Source organism: Mesorhizobium sp. M1163, assembly GCF_040318415.1.
Taxonomy (GTDB): Bacteria; Pseudomonadota; Alphaproteobacteria; order Rhizobiales; family Rhizobiaceae; genus Mesorhizobium.
The window spans coordinates 1-19,084 of sequence record NZ_JAMYMF010000061.1; the positions used below are offsets into that span (position 1 = coordinate 1).

Annotated in this window: 13 protein-coding genes and 4 pseudogenes; 10 read left to right on the plus strand and 7 right to left on the minus strand. The window is 56.4% G+C overall.

Features of this window, described 5'->3' with window-relative positions; genetic code table 11:
• Positions 1-80 precede the first annotated feature (80 nt).
• The 4 genes and pseudogenes from NKH43_RS33120 to NKH43_RS33135 all read left to right on the plus strand — a co-directional run.
• Positions 81-248 (plus strand): annotated as a pseudogene (locus tag NKH43_RS33120) (lipoyl synthase); the annotation flags it as partial.
• Between the two features lie 807 nt (positions 249-1,055).
• On the plus strand, positions 1,056-1,802 hold the full coding sequence (locus NKH43_RS33125) for an aspartate/glutamate racemase family protein (RefSeq protein ID WP_352861702.1): 747 nt from the start codon (positions 1,056-1,058) through the stop codon (positions 1,800-1,802).
• A 493-nt stretch (positions 1,803-2,295) separates the two neighbouring features.
• Positions 2,296-2,829, plus strand: a pseudogene (locus NKH43_RS33130) (thiamine pyrophosphate-dependent dehydrogenase E1 component subunit alpha).
• Between the two features lie 50 nt (positions 2,830-2,879).
• Positions 2,880-3,050 (plus strand): thiamine pyrophosphate-dependent enzyme, encoded by a 171-nt coding sequence (locus NKH43_RS33135; protein ID WP_352861722.1) that lies wholly within the window; start codon positions 2,880-2,882, stop codon positions 3,048-3,050.
• A gap of 43 nt (positions 3,051-3,093) precedes the next feature.
• Here NKH43_RS33135 and NKH43_RS33140 read toward each other — a convergent pair.
• From NKH43_RS33140 to NKH43_RS33170, 6 genes and pseudogenes are all read right to left on the minus strand, one after another.
• Positions 3,094-3,267: pseudogene (locus NKH43_RS33140) on the minus strand (alpha-ketoacid dehydrogenase subunit beta); the annotation flags it as partial.
• 340 nt (positions 3,268-3,607) lie between these two features.
• Positions 3,608-4,474, minus strand: a complete 867-nt coding sequence (locus tag NKH43_RS33150; protein ID WP_352861704.1) for an IS3 family transposase — start codon at positions 4,472-4,474, stop codon at positions 3,608-3,610.
• Positions 4,474-4,872, minus strand: a complete 399-nt coding sequence (locus NKH43_RS33155) for a helix-turn-helix domain-containing protein (RefSeq protein ID WP_352861706.1) — start codon at positions 4,870-4,872, stop codon at positions 4,474-4,476. The genes NKH43_RS33150 and NKH43_RS33155 overlap by 1 nt, the downstream gene beginning before the upstream one ends.
• 509 nt (positions 4,873-5,381) lie before the next feature.
• Positions 5,382-6,815, minus strand: a complete 1,434-nt coding sequence (locus NKH43_RS33160) for an amidase (protein ID WP_352861708.1) — start codon at positions 6,813-6,815, stop codon at positions 5,382-5,384.
• Positions 6,816-7,159: 344 nt separating this feature from the next.
• A pseudogene (locus NKH43_RS33165) lies at positions 7,160-8,331 on the minus strand (M20 aminoacylase family protein).
• Positions 8,332-8,397: 66 nt separating this feature from the next.
• Positions 8,398-8,865: an Lrp/AsnC family transcriptional regulator gene (locus NKH43_RS33170; RefSeq protein WP_352861710.1), complete on the minus strand. Its 468-nt coding sequence runs from the start codon at positions 8,863-8,865 to the stop codon at positions 8,398-8,400.
• A gap of 586 nt (positions 8,866-9,451) precedes the next feature.
• Here NKH43_RS33170 and NKH43_RS33175 point away from each other — a divergent pair.
• The 6 genes from NKH43_RS33175 to NKH43_RS33200 all read left to right on the plus strand — a co-directional run bounded on the left by NKH43_RS33175 (position 9,452) and on the right by NKH43_RS33200 (position 18,501).
• A complete protein-coding gene (locus tag NKH43_RS33175) occupies positions 9,452-10,762 on the plus strand; it encodes an aminotransferase class V-fold PLP-dependent enzyme (protein WP_352861711.1) in 1,311 nt (436 codons plus the stop codon).
• A 37-nt stretch (positions 10,763-10,799) separates the two neighbouring features.
• Positions 10,800-11,948 carry a M20 family metallopeptidase gene (locus NKH43_RS33180; protein WP_352861712.1) on the plus strand — a complete coding sequence of 383 codons (1,149 nt, stop codon included), beginning with the start codon at positions 10,800-10,802 and terminating at the stop codon, positions 11,946-11,948.
• Positions 11,949-12,539: 591 nt separating this feature from the next.
• Positions 12,540-14,018 carry an NAD-dependent succinate-semialdehyde dehydrogenase gene (locus NKH43_RS33185; protein WP_352861713.1) on the plus strand — a complete coding sequence of 493 codons (1,479 nt, stop codon included), beginning with the start codon at positions 12,540-12,542 and terminating at the stop codon, positions 14,016-14,018.
• Between the two features lie 13 nt (positions 14,019-14,031).
• Entirely contained in the window at positions 14,032-15,435 is a 1,404-nt protein-coding gene (locus tag NKH43_RS33190; protein ID WP_352861715.1) for an aspartate aminotransferase family protein, read from the plus strand.
• Between the two features lie 411 nt (positions 15,436-15,846).
• Positions 15,847-17,031 (plus strand): M24 family metallopeptidase, encoded by a 1,185-nt coding sequence (locus tag NKH43_RS33195; protein ID WP_352861716.1) that lies wholly within the window; start codon positions 15,847-15,849, stop codon positions 17,029-17,031.
• Between the two features lie 801 nt (positions 17,032-17,832).
• Positions 17,833-18,501 (plus strand): polysaccharide deacetylase family protein, encoded by a 669-nt coding sequence (locus NKH43_RS33200; protein ID WP_352861718.1) that lies wholly within the window; start codon positions 17,833-17,835, stop codon positions 18,499-18,501.
• Positions 18,502-18,664: 163 nt separating this feature from the next.
• On the opposite strand, the gene NKH43_RS33205 is transcribed toward NKH43_RS33200, so the two are convergent.
• Complete coding sequence (locus NKH43_RS33205; RefSeq protein WP_352861720.1) at positions 18,665-19,084, minus strand: IS66 family transposase; 420 nt, start codon at positions 19,082-19,084, stop codon at positions 18,665-18,667.

The window sequence follows — 19,084 nt, forward strand, 5'->3', positions numbered from 1 at the left end:
ATCCACAAAGCCAGATCGACGATCTGCTGCCTTGGGCCTACAGACCTATGCCGCTCAAGGCCGTGGCCTGAGAACAGCGGTTACGTTTCGTCACGCCGGAGGAGTTCAAGTCCTTCGAGACGATCGGCCGAACCAAGGGTTTCCTGCTGGTGGCGTCGAGCCCGCTGACGCGTTCGTCGCATCATGCCGGCGATGACTTCGCCCGGCTGCGCGCGGCGCGGGAAGTGCAGCTCAAGAAATCAGCGTAACGCGCTGATTTGATGCCGAGATACCACGAGCCGCTCCAGGTCGTCCGCCAGTTTAGAGTTTAGAGCACACGTTCGGTGCGGTTCAGCGGTTCACGCGGATAACGCAGGTGGTCAGCGTCCGGCTGAGACGGGAAAACGCGACGGATATTGACGATGCCGCCGACGCTCAGGCCGCCAAAACGTGCTCGGCATCCACTACGCAGCCTATTGCCCTGAGGTCTGCCGCGGCGCTCGAGAGTGTGAACGGCCGAGGCTTGCACGGCACTAAACCTTTCGCGACCGCGGACCTAGCGAACAATCATCCTGGCGCGGGCGGCTCGCCGTCCAAGCGTCGCCGATTGCGCGCCAACGCTTACAGCCACAGTGAGTCGTACGCCGGCCCTTGCCGCCATCTCGATCTTCGTAGATGCCATCGTGGAGTCGGTAAGCGTCTGGCTCAACCGCCGCTACCGTCTGCAAAAGCGGCCGACAGGACTCTCGCAAGCCCGAGCAATCGATGCCCTATTTCCCCGCCATTGACCGTGCGATTAGGTTGCTTCGCGCGCACGCGTGTTCAATGAAAAACTAAGAAGGAACCCAAGTCAGAACCCATCTGGCTCCGGACACGCGCACCGGGTTCATACGAGCTTGCGAGTCTTCAGCACTAACGAGTTTGCATCCCGATCATGCGCATGTAGCAAAATAACGCCGATCTCCTGCGTTTGGAAGGGACATTTCGCTAAAACTGCCCTTTTGACGCTGCTAGCTTCATACACGGCACAGAGCAGCTAAAACGCTGAACTGACGGCCAGTATTACTAAGGAACCAATGACCACAGCAGCTGCTTTCCAACTCAAGAAAGCTCCTTCCATGACGAGTCAACCACGAAGAGCCCTCGGAATTTTAGGACTGGAGGTCGGGCTAGCGCCCGGCGAATTTCCGCCGCCACTTCCATACTCGGTTTTCAATCCAGCAACTTTCGACTTCCCAATAATCATAGAGACGGCGGCAGGAGCTTGGGCGGATAGGGTCATCCTTGGCGATCCTACGCTCGAACCGGCCTACATTGCAGCTGCCCAGCGGCTGATCGAGCGTGGCGCCGTCGCAATATGCGGAGACTGCGGCTTCGCTATCCGGCATCAGGCAGCGGTGTCCGCGTCGGTGAACGTTCCCGTGGCAATGTCGAGCCTACTACTGGTGCCTACGCTACTCCGGCAGCTTCCGGCCGACGCAAAGCTCGCCGTTGTGGCTGCAGACTCGACACATTGCGGCGTGGATCTGCTGGGTACCGATGATCCAGCCGCACGGGCAAGAGTAGTGATCGGCGGCATCGAAGGCGGTGCGTTGTGGCGTAACGGGAGGACTCGGCCACCACAGCCGACTAGTGTCGCCGAGATTGAGTTAGATGTGGAGGCCTGTGTCGCACGACTTCGCGCTGCACATCCGGAAATTGCGGCGCTCCTGTTTGAATGTACATTGTTTCCAATGGTCACGCCAGCAATCCGCCGTGTGACAGGACTGCCCATCTATGACACCGCAACGCTTTATCGGATGACGTTCGCGTCCGTCGCTTGACCGCTTAGAGGCGATCGAAACTATCCTAACCAGGTGAGGTCAGGTCTGGATGGCGCCCGTTTGGCAATGCATTTGATGATATAAGCGGCCTCAGGCAGCAGGTGAAGGTTATATCTGCGCCCTTTCAACGTGGCACGTCATGAGTGCTGGAATCTGGTTTTGTTGAGGTGTCGCGTTTACGGCACAACAGAATGTCACGGGCGGACTGCTGACCCGGCGGCCCATGTCCAGTGCTGCTTCGCAGAGGAGCACGCGTCATCGCAAGCGGGCCTGCGGGCTATAAGGGCTTCGCGGCGCATTCCTGCGCCTTCTTCGTTTGAAGCCGATTATCAGCTTCTGGGAATAAAAATTTGCGGCGAGTCGGCGTCGCACTTCGATAAAGTTATGCGAGTGTCGGTATCGGAGCGATGCTTAGATCATGCTGTTGAACGGTGATCATAGGTTAGAGGCTTATCGCCGGATGCTGCGCATCCGCCGATTCGAAGAAGAGGGTATGCGCCAAACCAAAGGCGGCAAGATCCCTGGTTCTTTCCATGCGAGGGTGGGCCAGGAAGCAGCCATCGTGGGGGCATGTCTCGCCCTTCGGGACGATGACGTCATGACCGGAACGCATCGTTCACACGGGCACCCGATCGGCAAGGGCGTATCTGGACGCGCTCATGGCCGAGCTGATGGGAAAGGAGGGCGGCATCTGCAAGGGACGCGGCGGTTCGATGCACCTTGCAGACAGGTCGGTCGGGATTATTAGCGAATCGGCCATCGTCGGAGGGGGCATTCCTCTGGCCACAGGCTGCGCGTTCAGCGCCAAGGTTAGAAGCGTAGACCAGGTACTCTTTGCTTTTTCGGCGATGGAGCAGTGAACCAGGGCACCTTCCACGAGAGTCTCAACATGGCCCCACTGTGGAAACTTCCGGTCATCTATCTTTGCGAGAACAACGGCTATGCCATCGCCACATCGCTGGCTGAAAGCCACGGGCAGCCGGACATCGCGCTCCGAGCGACTGGCTATGGCATGCCGGGGGGGTGACGGTTGACGGGCAGGACGTGAACGCCGTCTATGAGGCTGCGGCACGGGCCGTGACGCGAGCGCGGGCCGGCGAGGGGCCGACTCTCATAGTGGCCAACACTTATCGTTTCGATGAGCACAACTTTGGGATGGTGGTTCCAGGGCAGCCTTATCGATCGGTTGAAGAAGTCGAGGCTCATAAGCGCGATCGGGATCCGGTCGCAACTTTGAAGCCTGGTTGATGATCTGATCCGAGGCGAGATACATAAAGCTGGCGATTGAGAGGTCTACGATGGGTCGTAATCCATTGATGGCCGCCCCGATTCCCAAGCCGGTAAAACTACCTTCTGAAATCGGCATGTTGCAGACCCGGTTTTTGCCGAACCGCTCAACAATTTTGTCGCCACCGTAAACAGAAATGTCTTCTCCCATCAGGAAGACGCGCTCATCACGATCCATCTCCTCGATCTGAGCCTGCGGAGCGCTTCAAGATAGGTCATCTTGATATAGGCGCCGGCTGTTGGGGCAAATTCCTTAGCAGCACTTTGCATGTCGATTAGCTCCTCTCCAGCTTAGCCGCGAAGCTGTTATGGCCTGCAAGCTAGCCGATCTCGTCGACGACGAGCAGCGAGGCGCGGCATAGATAGCGGATACGCTCGCGCAGCTGCCCCTCGCGCCCGGCCTTGGCGAGCGTGCGGATTCCGATGATTTACCGGACGGCATTCCGATCAAAAACCGGACGCGATTGGAGTGCACCCCTAGACTGAGACACAGAGAATCGCGGACACCTCCGCGTTAGCTATGCAGCCTTTTCCATCAGTCGTCTGCTTGAATGCTTCTGTTCGTATTCCTCCGGAGTGAGATAGTCGAGCGCCGAATGCAAACGCTGCGTGTTGTAAACGGTATCGATGAAAGCGCCGATGCGCCTTCGAGCATCATCTGCATCCCTATAGGCGAGACCTTGCACCTCTTCCTGCTTCAGGGTTTTCATGAAGCTCTCCGCCTTCGCGTTATCGTAAGGATTGCCGACACGGCTCATGCTCGCCTGGATACCGTGAGGACTCAGGAGTTCGGAGTAGGCCCCGCACGCGTATTGAACCCCACGGTCGAAATGATGGATGAGGCTCCCGGGTACGGGCTGGCGATCAGCGATCGCCATCTCGAGAGCCTCGATAGCAAGGCTTGCTCTAAGATGCGTATCCAATGCCCAGCCGACCACCTTGCGGCTATGGGCATCAAGCACAACGGCAAGGAAAGCAAACTCCTCAGCCAGATGCAGGAAAGTGATATCGGCAACCCATAGCTGGTTTACGCCATTGGGGATAATTCCCCTCGCGAGGTTCGGCACGACTTGCCAACCATGCCTGGAGTTCGTCGTCACAGGAACAAAGGGGCTTGCGCGCAGGCACAGCAGATTGTCTTCACGCATGATCCGTAGAACGCATTTGTGATTGACCTGCCACCCCTCCCGCCGCAGCATGGCCGCGATCCGGCGGTAGCCGTAGTGCGCGTTGCCGAGAGCCAGCTTCTGAATGAGATCGCGCAAACCTGTCTCGGCCCGACGAGGGGCCGAATCCAGCCAATGACGGTAATAGCTTGCCCGGCTGACACCAGCGAGCCAGCACATTCTCTCGATGTTGAATTCGCCTTGCGACAGGCTGGTCATCATCTTTTCGATGACTTTGAAGATGCCGTTTCGCCAGGAGCGCTGCTCCGACGCTGATCTTCCTCGAAGTGCCGCAAGGCTTCGCGAAAAAAATGGAGATCGAGCTGCTGCTGCCCGACCTTCTGCTCCAGTTCCCTGATCCGGCGCCTGGCCTTGCTCAGTGCCTTTTCCTGAGCCGCCGGCACATCAACTGCGCTCTGCAACTGCGCGATCCCGTCAGCTCCTGCTTTCGATCTGGCCGGTCGGCCGCGCCGGCGTGACTTCAGATTACCGCGGAGTCTGAGTTGATCACGCCACTCGTAAAGTCGTTGGCGACTGATTCCAACCTCATCCGCCAACTTGCTGACAGTTTCGCCCGCCTTCATCCGCTGGAGAAGCTCCAGTTTTTTGATCTTCATCAATGACCCTTTGCCGGTCTGGCCATGCCCCAGTTTCCTCTCCTTGCAGGGAAACTGTCCGCGATTTTCTGTGTCTCAGTCTAGGGGTGCACTCCACGCTGTCCGCGAATTACTGAAATCACTGTCCGGGATTTAGCGAAAAGGCTGTCCGAGATTTACCGAAATACGCGATCATGCGTACAGCAGCTGCACCCACCGAGCCAATTGCGACCATGGTTCTCGATATGTTGATGCAGGCTGTTCGAACGGCGCCCATAAGCTTTCGAGCGAGTTAGTTGTTGCGTGGATGCCGAGCGGTCGTGATCTCCACGTGTCAGGATGGACACCGATGAAATTGCCAAGCTGCGGGTTCAAGCGTATCAAAATCTTGCGCGGTGGTCCTGATTTCACGATGGCCCCTGACAATGGAGCGCACCGCATCAGCCAGCTGAACCACATTCGCGTTTCACGATGGCCTGAGTTTCTCTCGTTTTGCCCGGGAGCGGATCGATAGCGGTTCGCGGATGGTCTTAAGGGACGGCAGCGTTGAAGCTGTTCCTCGCCAAAGAAAGAAGCCCCAGACGGGTTTCGATTGCATATGCTGCGGCAAGGACGGTGGTGTCGGAATAGCGCGCACCGACCAATTGTAGCCCGACGGGCAGCCCTTGATCATCCAGTCCCGATGGAATGGATGCTGCTGGTTGCTGGGTCAAGTTGAAGGGGTAGGTGAAGGGCGTCCAGTCCACCCACCCCGTGTAATTGTCATCTGGCACATTTCGTCCGACGGGGAACGGAGCGATAGGCATCGTCGGTGTGACCAAGAGATCGTAATTTTCGTGGAACTTCGCCATGAGAGCGGAAAGCTCGAACCGCATCGCCTCAGCTTCCTGAAATTCGGCGAGCGTGATCTTCAGCCCGCGTTCGGCACCTTCCCGAAAGCCAGGATCTAATAGTTCCCTTTGCTGTTTGTTCATTCGTGACACAATACGAGCGGCACCGGCGAACCACGATGTAGCAAATACCTCGACCGGATCCGCGAACCCCGGGTTGACTTCGGCCACCTCGGCTCCAAGAGCCCGAAGCTGGTCGACCGCATTGTCGGTAACATTTTGAATGTCGCGCGCCACTTTCACATAGCCGAGATCCCGGCTGTAGCCGACCCGCAGACCTTTAAGTGTGGTTTTTGCTGGATCGACCTCTAGACCGGGGTAAGCCGGTCCCGCATAACCATCGCGAGCGTCCTTTCGTGCGATGACATTCATCATCAGGATGGCATCCGCAACCGAGCGGGTCATTGGCCCCAAATGAGACAGCGTGGTCATGGCGCTAGCTGGCCATTGCGGAACGATGCCGAAGCTCGGCTTGAAGCCGAAAGTTCCCGTGAAGCTCGCAGGTATCCGGATTGATCCTCCGCCGTCGCTACCCTGGTGAAGAAAGCCAAGATTGAGGGCGGCCGCAACTCCGGCGCCTCCCGACGACCCGCCTGGTGTCAGGTCAGAATTCCAAGGATTGCGGGTTATCCCGTAGAGCGGGCTGTCTGTAACGCCTTTCCAACCAAACTCTGGAGTGGTTGTCTTGCCCAAAATAACGCCACCGGCCTCACGGATACGCGCTGTAACGGGCGCGTCGTCTGTCCAAGGCCCCTCGGCGCTACCTGACAATGATCCACGCCTTGTTGGCCATCCCCGTGTCAAGGTGAGGTCTTTGATGGTAGCCGGAATGCCATCAAGTACTCCGGCTGGCTCACCTTTGATCCAGCGCCCCTCCGAAGCTTGGGCAACAGACCTCGCTTGCTCGTGGTCGACAAGGCAAAATGCGTTCAGCATCGGGTTGATGGCGTCGATACGGCGGAGACAGTCATCGACGACTTCAACCGGCGAGAGCTGCCGCCTCCGATATAGCTCCAGGCACTCGCACGCCGTGAGGCCCTCAAGAGATGTTGGCACGGATGAACGACTCTTCATTTTAACAAGGTCCACTACATTCTGTTCTTCAAGCACACGGCGGGCAGCTATTGATTATTCTGCGGTCTTCCCGACCTTGTTATGCTCCATTGACGTCGCTTTGCATCGATATTTGGCCGGCCGGCAGCCTGCACCCAACCCAGCTTGCGTATTTGATCTCGCAACGGTTTGGTTGGAAGCGGGTGAGGACCGTGGCTCGTTTCATGGCCACTTAGATGCGAACGGACGCGTTTTCCGGTTATGGACATCTAGTTCACGCTGATGCGGTCGCATGAAATTGGAGCAGTCCGCGATCACCCATCTAGTCAGCCCGATCACCAACACTGTTTCCGGTCGGTCATACCTCAAGTCACCAGCGTGTTGTCTACGAGCTTGATCCAGTACAACGTTCCATAAGGAATGGCCTCGTCGTTGAAATTGTAGGCAGGGTGATGCAAGCCGGCGCTATCGCCGTTTCCGCACCAGACGAAAGCACCGGGCCGCGCCTGCGCCATGAAGGAGAAATCTTCCCCTCCCATTACCGGCAGCGTCTCGAGCACGTTGTTTTCGCCGGCCACGTCCTTCGCTGCGTTTATGGCAAGCTCGGTCTGCAGAGCCTCGTTGAAGAGAATCGCATCGAAGCTCTGGAAAGTAAGATCTATCTTGGAGCCGGTAGTTTGCGCGGTGCCGGCGACCACCTCGCCCAGTCGTTCTTTCACAAGCTTGCGCACCTCTGGCTTCAGCGTGCGCATGGTGCCCACCAGCTCCGCTGTCTGTGGAACGACCGGCACTAGTCTCTGGCCTGGAACTGATGGAACGAAATTCCTGCCGATTCCACAGGGTCAACGTTCTGAGCCAAGATTTGCTGCAAGGCCGTAATAAGCTGTGCTCCGACAGGGATTGGGTCGATGCATTCATGGGGCCTACCGGGATGCCCGCCGCGGCCTTCAATTCTGATCTCGATGCCGTCCGTTGCCGCCATAACCGGACCTTGTCGGATGCCGAAGGCACCAATCGGCAAGCCTGGACGATTGTGCATTCCATAGATCTGTTCGATACCGAAACGCTCCATCAAACCGTCTTCTATCATGGCGACCGCGCCTGTGCCGATCTCCTCGGCAGGTTGGAAGATCATCACTGCCGTCCCAGCAAAGTTTCGAGTGTCGGCAAGGTAGCGCGCCGCGCCCAATAGCATCGCGGTGTGGCCGTCATGACCACAGGCATGCATTAGACCCTTGTTCTTCGACGCATAGGGCAGATTGGTCGCTTCATCGATCGGAAGCGCATCCATGTCAGCGCGTAATCCGATGACCTTGAGATCGCCGTCCCTCGCGACTCTATTGCCCTTGATGATGCCAACGACGCCGGTCTTGCCGACGCCGGTCACGACCTCGTCGCAGCCGAATTCACGCAGCCGCTCGGCGACAAACGCCGATGTACGAGGGATATCAAAACCCAGCTCGGGATGTGCATGAATATCTTGGCGCCAAGCCACTATCTCAGGGAGAAGGTTTGCGACACTGTTGAGAATGGCCACCGGAGCTTCCTTTCTTTGCGATGTTGTAAGATCGATGCCTAGCATGCGATTCTGCAATGCGCGGGGCTACTCTTCAGCAATTGGCAAGGCAAAGGATGCCTTGATCCGATCCATTACGACGGTTGTCTTGAAGCCCTTTACCTCGAGATGTTCGTAAAAGAAACGACGAGTAAACGCCTCGTACTCGGCCATGTCCTGAGCAGAAACCGTGATAATAAAATCGGCTTCACCCGTCACATAGTATGCGCTCATAATCTCAGGCGTGCGCCGAATTGCCTGCTTGAAGCGATCGATGATATCTGCGCGATCGCGCTCGAGAGTGATGGATACCAGCAGGATCACGGGCCGACCGACGGCTTCTGGCGAAACTATGGCTACGTCCGCCTCGATCACGCCGGAGTCTCGAAGTCGCTTTAACCTTCGCTGACAAGCGGTAGCCGATAGTCCGGCGAGCCCCCCCAATTCCTCTGTCGTAAGGCGATTGTTGCGCTGCACGACGTTGAGAATCTTCCGGTCAATTCGATCGAGATCCATTCACCATCTCTGCTGCTCATGATGATAACGGCGCCAACGCCGATGCCGCAGGCCGTACGGCAAAATGTAGCAGGGGCTAAAAGGCGTCTCGACGCTAAGAAACCTTCAGAATTGCAGGAAATCGGCGTTCTTTCGGTCAATCATGCACTTTATCGGCATAAGCCAAGGCTGCGAATTTTAGCCTGTCGCCGAGAGACATCCAATCGTAGCCTAGATCGCCGACTATTTCTGAGGAACTTTGACGGTCCGTCTTGCGGGAGGCAAGCGCAAGACGACGAGCGAAGTTCGGGCTGGCCATCGACATGGGAGCGCGTCTGCGGGCGAGCGGGTCCATCAAGCGCCGAGCGGATTAAAATCGCGACCGCTGCCCGATATGTGGCGGACGCTAACACGAGTGAACGATCGCCTGTCTCTTTTGCTCCAATGTCTCTGCACGGGGAGACGATTGTTGCCGCAGCATGCCGCTGAAACCTCCGGCAATCTAAACGAGATTCGTTCGCAAACTCTGCGCAAATAGAGGTTTGGCGCAGGAAAGCGGCGCCCGCTAGCGAACATTAGCCCGAAGTCGGCAATGAGGAGGTGTAAAATGAGCAGGTCAGCGAACGCCCATGCTGGCGGTATTCGTTGGCCGTCTTACGGATCCTGCCATGGAACGCTCGCCCTAACAGATAGCTCGAACGCCGCGTCAATCGTCAACAGCCCCGGGAGAGAAAGTCATATGCTTCCCTTGGACATTCTCCGCAAGGAGTTTCCAGCCACAACAAACACCATCTACATGGATGTCGCCAACCAGGGCCTCATTTCAAGATCCACATTGGCGTCCATCGAGCCTCATTTGAACAATCGGCTGCATGGTCTAAACGACGAAGGAAGCATGCTCGAACACGTCGAGCGTACTCGCGCTAGATTCGCACAATTTATCAATTCAGCTCACGATGAAATTGCTATTACCAAGAATGCATCAGAAGGTATCAATATCGTCGCCAATGCAGTCGATTGGAGGCTGGGCGACAATGTCGTACTTTGCCCCAAATTGGAGCACGCAAATAACATTTTGCCATGGCTTCAGATCAAACACCGACACAATGTTGAGTTGCGATTCATAGAACCGGATAATGGTTCAATTCCTTCTGACGCTATTGTAAAGGCAATCGATTCTCATACCCGTATAGCTGCGCTTTCGACGGTGACAATGGTTCCGGGATTTCGGACTGTAATGGAGCATATATCCGAAGCCTGCAGGCACTATGGTGTCTTTCTTCTGGCGGATGCAACGCAATCTGTTGGAATACTCCACACCGACGTTAATCGACTTGGTGTAGACGGTTTGGCAGTGTCCACTGTGAAAGGTTTGATGGGCCTTTATGGATCAGGGTTTTTATATTGCCGGAAAGAATGGGCCGATCGGCTGAGCCCGGCCTACCTTGCGCGTTTCAGCGTCGATTTCGGAAACGCGCCAGAATCGGCTCCTGTACCTAGTTCCGTAAAATTGCGCCCTGGCGCCCCTCGATTTGATATTGGACATTACAACTTTCCCGGCATGTTGGCTGCATATGCATCAATGGGACAGCTACTTGACATTGGAACCGAGGCGATCGACCAAAGCGTTACCTCACTCGCAAAACGCATGGCCTCTGGTTTCTTAGATATCGGGCTACCTGTCTGCGGCGGGTCTCCAGGCAGTCACACTGGAAGTATTGTAGCCATTGGCGATCCCAGCGACCTTGTTGAAGGGCGCCCAGTCGACGCCCGCATTGGCTCGCTTCACGAGCATTTCACGAAAAACCAGGTGATCGTCTCAATACGCAGAGGGATGCTTCGGTTCTCCCTGCATCTTTACAACACTGCCGATGAAGTCGATCGCGTAATCAATCTAGCCAAGAGTTGGTCGAGGTAAACAGCAAAACGGCTAGTTCATCGATATAGGAGAGTACATGCCGACCCAGCCCGCCGAGACTATTAGACTCCTCCAAGACCTCATAAAAATCGAGAGCATCAATCCATCGTTGTCTCCAAAAGGAAGTGGAGAGCAAGGGGTAGTCAAGTTCCTGGAGGGTTTTTGCAAGGAACGGAACCTGGCTTATGAGAGTCAGGAGGTGGCCGATGGTCGCTCGAATTTCTTGACCTGGATACCTGGGCAGGAACCCGACAGGCGCATTCTATTCATCGCTCATATGGATACCGTTCCTATTGATAGATGGAAATCAGATCCGTTCTCGGGTGAGCAAAGGGACGGGCGAATCTATGGACGAGGTAGCTGCGACACAAAAGGCTCACTTGCAGCTATGTTGATCGCCCTTAGCTCACTTGGTGAGCGGCAACCCAGGGCCACGGTTGTGGTGGCAGCCAGCATTGACGAAGAGTACCGCAAACTTGGCGCCCGCGCTATTGCTGATTCAGGCGTCACTTATGAGGGTGCGGTAGTCGGTGAACCCACCGAATTGGAGCTTGTTGTAGCTCACATGGGTTCTGTCCGCTGGCAAATCGAGGTTGAGGGTGTGCCTGCTCATACGTCGAAGCCTCATCTTGGAGTGAACGCGATTACGGGCATGGCGAGGGTGGTGCTGGCGCTTGATGAGCACCATCGATCCCTGGTGTCTCGAGCTCAGCACCCATTGGTAGGGTCCTCACAGTTGACCGTGAGTCTCATCGAAGGAGGTTTGGAACTTACCACTGTACCGCCGGTGTGCCGTATCTGGGTCGATCGGCGTCTTATACCAGGGGAGCGGCCGCAGGACGCCTTAGCGGAGGTAGAAAGCATATTGGAAGGCCTCCGCCAGGGGGAAGATAAGATCAACGTTCGGTCATTGCTTCCCGCATTGGAAGACCCGCCTCCAGTCAGTTCTGAGTCGAGCAAAATTGCAGCAGCCGCAGCAGCGGCTTGTGCCCACGTCGCGGGGACCGGAGAGCAGAAAGGAGCCACCGGCGGCTCGGATGCAAATCAGCTGTCATTGGCCGGAATCCCATGCGTCGTTATCGGACCGGGACGTACTGCTCAGGCCCATACGAATAACGAGTTCGTTGAAATCGATCAACTGATCAAGGCAGCTGAACTGTACCAGAGAATCATGCTCACCTATTAGGCACGCTCGACCTAATGGGGGCGCTCATACCCTGTCCCTTGGGCCGGGGACCTGACCGTACTCGGCATGCTGCGTTAGTCTGTGGCGGTCGCACGTCGCGCTCTTCGGCTTTCCCGTCGGCGCTTCTGGAAGTGGATCTTGGGGTGCCCGTGCTCGACACGGCGGTGATGCCGACTTCCTTAAATAAGAGGGGTGACAATCAGAGCCCTCGAACATGGGCACCTCTTAGATCATCGTGTGTACCTGGGCGGCGCGACGGCGATATCCACATCGCTCGGCTCAAAGCTCAAAGCGGCCCGATCGTGGATCTAAAACCGCGGAACCGGATCGGGAGCTCGGGAGCTCACGATCGGGAGAGCGGAGCTGGAAACGATCACTTTCCGCGCCGCCGAAGACCAGGCGACGTTTGACGTAGGTTGCCGACCTCGCTCTCGGATCTCACGCCTGCTGGCAAGTGAAGCCGTGCGCGAAGTTCAATTCCACGCGAATTGGCTGTTGTTTGCAGGAATGCAGCCAAAAATGCTGTAACTGCGCCGTCGGTCGGCACTGAGGCAGCAATAATGTAGAGGCATCATACAGTTGGAGTCTTAGATGAGGGGCACCTCAGTCACGGCACTACGCGGGCTAAAACGGCCAGACCTTTTGCGAGGAAGTGCGTATTTGAACGGCGCCTGGCTCTCGAAGCCAGATACTCTCGGCGTGTTTGATCCTGCAAACGGCGACGAACTGGCTCAAGTTTCGGCTTGTGCCGATTCCGACGTTGATGACGCAGTCCATTTTGCAAGAGCAGCGTTTCTCAAGTGGCGCGGCATGCTTCCGTTACAACGTGGTGCATGTCTGCGGAAATGGGCGGCCGGGATGCGAGAAAACGCGGAGGACCTGGCTGTCATCATAACGGCCGAGCAAGGTAAACCACTCGCCGAGGCATCTGCGGAAGTTTCATACGCTGCCGGCTTTCTTGACTGGTTTGCAGCGGAAGGCGAGAGAGCTTATGGCGAGACCATCCCTAGCCATCTCGCCGGAAGCAGGCTTGCCGTGCATCTGCAGCCGATCGGAGTGACCGTCGCTATTACGCCTTGGAACTTTCCGTCGGCAATGATCACCAGAAAGGCCGGAGCCGCGTTGGCCGCTGGCTGCACAATGATCGTAAAGCCGGCACCGGAAACGCCGCTGTCGGCGCTCGCGCTTGCCCGCCTTGCCGAGGACGCCGGGATCCCGCCCGGTGTGTTTCAGGTGATCACGGGCGAAGCTCCGCCGCTTGCCAAACGGCTGTTGGCGCATACCGACGTACGTGCGTTCTCTTTTACGGGCTCGACCGAGGTCGGCCGACTCCTACTCGAGCAATCCGCGAAGACTGTAAAGAAGGCCTCGCTCGAACTTGGCGGCAACGCTCCCTTCATCCTTTTCGACGATGCCCCAATCGACGCGGCGGTCGCCAGCTGCATGGCAGCCAAGTTCGCGACATCCGGCCAGGACTGTCTCGCGGCGAACCGGATTTATGTTCAGCGGTGGGTCTACGATCATTTCGTACAAAAATTTGCCGAGGCCACCAGCAAACTAAAAGTCGGACACGGATTGGAGCCGGGTGTCGACATCGGTCCGATGACAAAGGCATCTGGTGCTGAAAAGTGCAGGCAACAGATTTCTAAGGCTCTAGCAGCCGGGGCTCGCATGGTAACCGGCGCACAGCATAACCCGCTTGGCGGGAACTTCGTCACACCGGCCGTGCTTGCAGATGTGACAGATGAAATGCCGATCGCGAAAGATGAAACGTTTGGACCCGTGGCTGCAATCTTGCCCTTCGACGACGAAGGGGAGGTGGTCGCACGGGCCAACAATTCTGAGATGGGTCTTGCGGCGTATGTCTATACTCGAGATCTCAACCGCGCCATGCGGCTCTCCGACGGGCTCGAGTACGGCATGGTTGCCGTGAATACTCCAAAATTTACGGGGGCGAGCATTCCGTTCGGCGGCTGGAAACAATCCGGCCTTGGTCGCGAGGGCTCAAGGCACGGTCTCACCGAATATCTCGAACAAAAATACCTCTGTATCGGCAACATCGCGGCTTGAAAGGAAGCATCCAATGACCATCAACATCAAAGAGATCAGCGAAAAGGACCGCAACTCGGTACTGCATCCTTTCACGCAGCTTAAGGATTTCGCCACCGGTAAGCTCGGCGATCCAACGATCGTGGAGACAGGGAAGGGGATCCGCATCCAGGACGCGCACGGCAACCAATTTATCGATGGTTTTGCCGGCCTCTACTGCGTCAATGTCGGTTATGGCCGCACGGAGGTCGCCGATGCGATCTCGCGTCAGGCCTATCGGCTGGCGTATTACCACTCCTATGCGGCGCACACGACCGACGAGCTCGCGATTCTCTCTGATCGCCTCGTCAAGATGGCGCCTGGCAAGATGAGCAAGGTATTCTACGGCATGTCCGGCTCGGACGCCAACGAGACCCAAGCCAAGCTCGTCTGGTACTATAATAATCTTCGCGGCAAGCCGACCAAAAAGAAGATCATCTCCCGTGAACGCGGCTATCACGGCTGCAGCGTCGTCTCCGGCTCGATGACGGGCATGAGCTTCTATCACGACCACATGGACCTGCCACTTCCGCAGATTGTTCACACCGGTGTCCCGCATCACTACTGGGGCGCAACCCCGGGCGAGACCGAGCGCGAATTCTCAGTCCGGCGAGCACAGGAACTTGATCAGCTGATCGAACGGCTCGGCCCGGACAACGTCGGAGCCTTCATTGGCGAGCCGGTGCTCGGCACCGGTGGTATCACGCCTCCGCCGGAAGGTTATTGGGAAGCGATACAGGCAGTCCTCAAAAAGCATGATGTGCTCTTGATTGCCGATGAAGTAATCACCGGGTTCGGCCGCACCGGCTCCATGTTCGGGTCACAGCACTATGGCATCGAGCCAGACCTCATCACGATAGCGAAAGGTTTGACGTCGGCTTACTTCCCGCTTTCAGCGGCAATCGTCGGTGAGAAGGTCTATAAAGTGCTGGAGGATGGAGCCGACAAGGTCGGCGCATTCTCGCACGGGTACACCTACTCTGGTCATCCCATCGGCGCCGCCGCCGCAAACGCGGTCCTAGACATTGTCGAGAAGGAAGACCTCCCCGGCAATGCTCGCGACGTCGGCGCGTTTTTCCAAGCCCAGCTGAATGAAAAATTCGCACAGTTACCGATCGTAGGGGAAGTGCGTGGCGTCGGTCTTATGGGCGCAATCGAGTTCGTTGCCGACCGTGACAATCGGAAGCGTTTTGATCCGACGCTGAAGATTGGTGTGCGAATCTCGAAGGCTGCTCGCGATCGTGGCCTTATCGCACGTGCGATGCCGCATGGCGATATTCTTGGGTTTGCCCCACCGCTCGTAACAACCAAAGCTGAGGTGGAAGAGATTGTTGCAATCGCCGAAAGCGCCGTGCGCTCGGTCATGGATGAACTTGTAAGGGAAGGCAATAACATCTAGGACGCATGGTCAGGGAAGGCCTCCGGTTGTGAGAAGCAGAAGGGGCAGTCTGACAGGTCTTTGCACTCAAGCGCGGAGCGGAGTGCTCTAACCAACGTGCGATCGGCTTAGGGAAGATCTCTTGATTGCACGCCGTGACCTCAAGAGAACTTTCATCCAGGCGAAGCGCACCTTGCGATGACAAGAGTAAGGGCAGTCCAGCTCCAACGCTCGCGGCACTAGGACGCTCACTCCTGCGCTCAAGATCGATCCGGGTTGACGCCTCTGGTGCTCCGACGCATCGCCCGGCGCGGATCGTAGGAGCGCTGGGGGGAAATGGGTGCAAGCCAACTGTGAAAGGCCGCGTGGTTCACAAACCCGTCCATCTTGCGGAGTGAATCAAACGGTTAACCCATACAAGGAGAGATCTAAATGAAGAATATCATGCCATTTAGCCAAGCGGAGTACGTTCAAAGGTTAAAAAACATAAAAACGTCTATGAGCGATCAAGGAATTGACGTCTTGTTGATCACAGATCCGGCCAACATGTATTATGTGTCTGGATACAATGCGCTCTCTTATTATGTTGAGCAAGTTATCTTGGTTGCCCTCGATGACGATATGCCACGCTACATTGGACGCTACAACGATGCGTTGGTCGGCGCGCATGTAACAACGTGGCTGTCAAGAGATCATGTCCATTGGTACACAGATGAATACACCAACAGCAGGACTAAGCACCCGATGGATTGGATATCGGGCCTGATTAAAGAACTCGGATACGGCAAAAAGACAATTGCTATCGAAATGGAGCATGACTTCATCGCGCCGCTCGCATACGAAAAATACAAGCAAGGATTACCCGAAGCGAAGCTTGTGAACGGCAGCTTTATCGTAAACTGGGTAAGGATTATTAAGTCGGACAACGAAATCGAGATGATGAGGCGCGCCGGCAAGATTACTAGAAAAGCCTGGGAAGCCTGCGTCGAAGCATTCAAACCCGGCGCCAGAAAGTGTGACGTGGCTGCTGCGGTACTTGAGGCTAGCGTTCGGGGAACAGAGGAATTCGGCGGCGATTGGCAGGCAGGGCCGCCTGTATTTCCTGGTGGCGAATATGCCGGAGCTCCTCACCTTACGTGGGATGAAAGCAGGTACCCGGACAGATACGATATGTACATGGAAACATCCGGTGTTTATAAGCGCTATCACTGTCCCGTATCACGCACAATGTGCCTCGGGCAGCCTTCCGAAAAATTCCTTTACCATGCAAATGCTGCCATCGAGGGTTTGCAAGAGGCGCTTGCTGTCGTCAAGGAGGGCGTGACCTGTGAGGAGGTTGAAGCCGCTTGGAGAAAAACGATAGCGAAATATGGCGTCAAAAAAGATTCACGCATTGGTTATTCCGTGGGCATTGGCTTTCCTTCGACTTGGGTAGAAAAGACAGTCAGTCTGCGCCCGGGAGACAAGACGGTCCTTAAGCACAATATGGCGTTACACTGTATTCCGGGTTTGTACTACGATGATTTCGGCATTTCGATCAGTCAGTGTATAAGGGTGACGAAAACAGGGCACGAAAAGTTGCATGATATTCCGTATGATGTGCTAATCAAGAAGTAACTGTAACTTCGCTCTTTCGGAGCCTGTGGTATTCGAGAGCCAGGGCGGAGGAAATGGTTGCATTGGATCAGCCGCCTAGAGCGCCTCGTGCACCTCTCCCCCGCCGATGTATGCCGCACTCGTCTTCCCCGCCCAACGAGCAGGTAGCGGTCGAAACCCTTCAATTCCGTGTTGAACGACCATCTTGGCTCCGACGATATGATGGCGCCGGGCGGCAAGTACGGCTTCAGCAAAGTCAACATGCCGGGCGGCCCCACGACCGCCGAGCTCTCCAAGCGTTGAAGCCGAGACCGAAATTTGCCACCTATACGCCTGACTGCCTCCCCGGCCCTGCCGGGGTGCCCAGCCCCGGAGAAGACATGACGAGCTGGCGTCTACAGGGTCGCGGCGCTCGCCAGAGGCGTCAAGATCGCCTTATCATAACCCTTGCGGATCGATCTTTCGTGGCGAACGCCTTGCGGCTGATCGTCGGCCTCGTCCGGGTCTCCCGCGATTGGCAGCTGCGCTGTTTCGGCGTTGCCCAGATCAAGTTCTTCCGCGGAACCTCGATGCGAATATCGTTCAGGAGTAGCTAGGTGCCCCAAGTCGACCGTGCTCAATCCCTGGGAATGGCCCGAGAGCCAATGGCGGCGGCGAGTCAACAAGGTTAGAGCGGGCAAGGCGTTAAGACCGACGTGGCCCGAAGGCAAGCGCTGCGCGTTCGCTGTCTCATTCGACGTCGATCACGAGTCGAACGAATTGCGCAGGGGAGGGCGGTCCCTGGGCAGATTATCGTGGGGGCAGTGTGGGAGCCGACGGGGGATGCCTCGGGTTCTGGAGCTCCTGAGAAAGTATGATGTCCCAGCGAGCTTCTTCGTTCCGGCTGTAATCGCCCAATTGTATCCAAGCGAGCAACGGGCAGTTGTCGGTGAAGGTCATGAAATTGGCATGCACGGCTGGATACACGAGCTGAACTCGGAACTGAGCGTGGAGAGCGAGCGTTCTTTGATGATGAGGAGCGCCGACGTCCTTGAAAAAATCACCTCCAGACGTCCGACCGGGATTCGAACTCCATCATGGGATTATTCCGACGCAACTCTCCAGATCATACGAGAGATGGGATTGACATACGACTCATCCCTTATGGCCGATGACAGTTGCTATGAGCTGCTGGAAGACGAGGAACCAACAGGCGTCATTGAAATACCGGTAGAATGGATTCGAGACGACGCCACTTATCTTTGGATGGGTCCCGATGGGTCGTCGCGACCAGATTCATCGCTCGATGACGTGCTGTCCGTATTCATTCGGGAGTTCGAAGGGGCGTATCAAGACGCCGATTTATTCCAGCTAACTCTGCATCCACACGTCATTGGATATCGGTCAAGGATCTGGATCGTAGAAGAACTAATTCGATGTGCTAAGGCAAAGGGCGACGTTTGGTTCTCCACACATCATCAGGTCGCGGAGCGTGCGGCCTCATGCCTCTGAACGCGTGCAAGACCGCAAATCTGCAAATTTAGCCCGTGAAGCTCGATCACTTTCGTGAACGACCAAGTCGCACGTGGGTATGTCGAACAGATAACGCCATAGAACACCTGTGCGGCAAGATCGACATTGTGGATGCGCTGCCGATCGAGGGTAAGCGGTTAGCTCATAGCGTATCTGGACTGAAGTTCCACGGCATGAGCTGATCGATGCGGGAGATTGTCCAGCCCTTGGCGATACGCTCGAGGGTTTGCTGGAGCCAGGCGAGTGGATCGACGCCGTTCATTTTTGCCGTCTGCAGCATGGTGCCTACGGTCGCCCATACGCGTCCACCGCCTTCGGAGCCAGCGAATAGACTGTTTTTTCTGATTATTGTTTGCGGCCTGATGGCGCGCTCGACGATGTTGGAGTCGATTTCGGCACGCCCGTCGATGAAGAAGTGTTCGAGCACCGCGCGACGTGACGTGGCATACCGGATCGCCTCGGCCAGTTTTGACTTTCCGTAAGCGCTGTCCCGGCGGCACCTTTCGCGCGTGGATGTAAGGGACGATGTTCGAGGCCTTTGAGGGCTTCGACATATGACGAT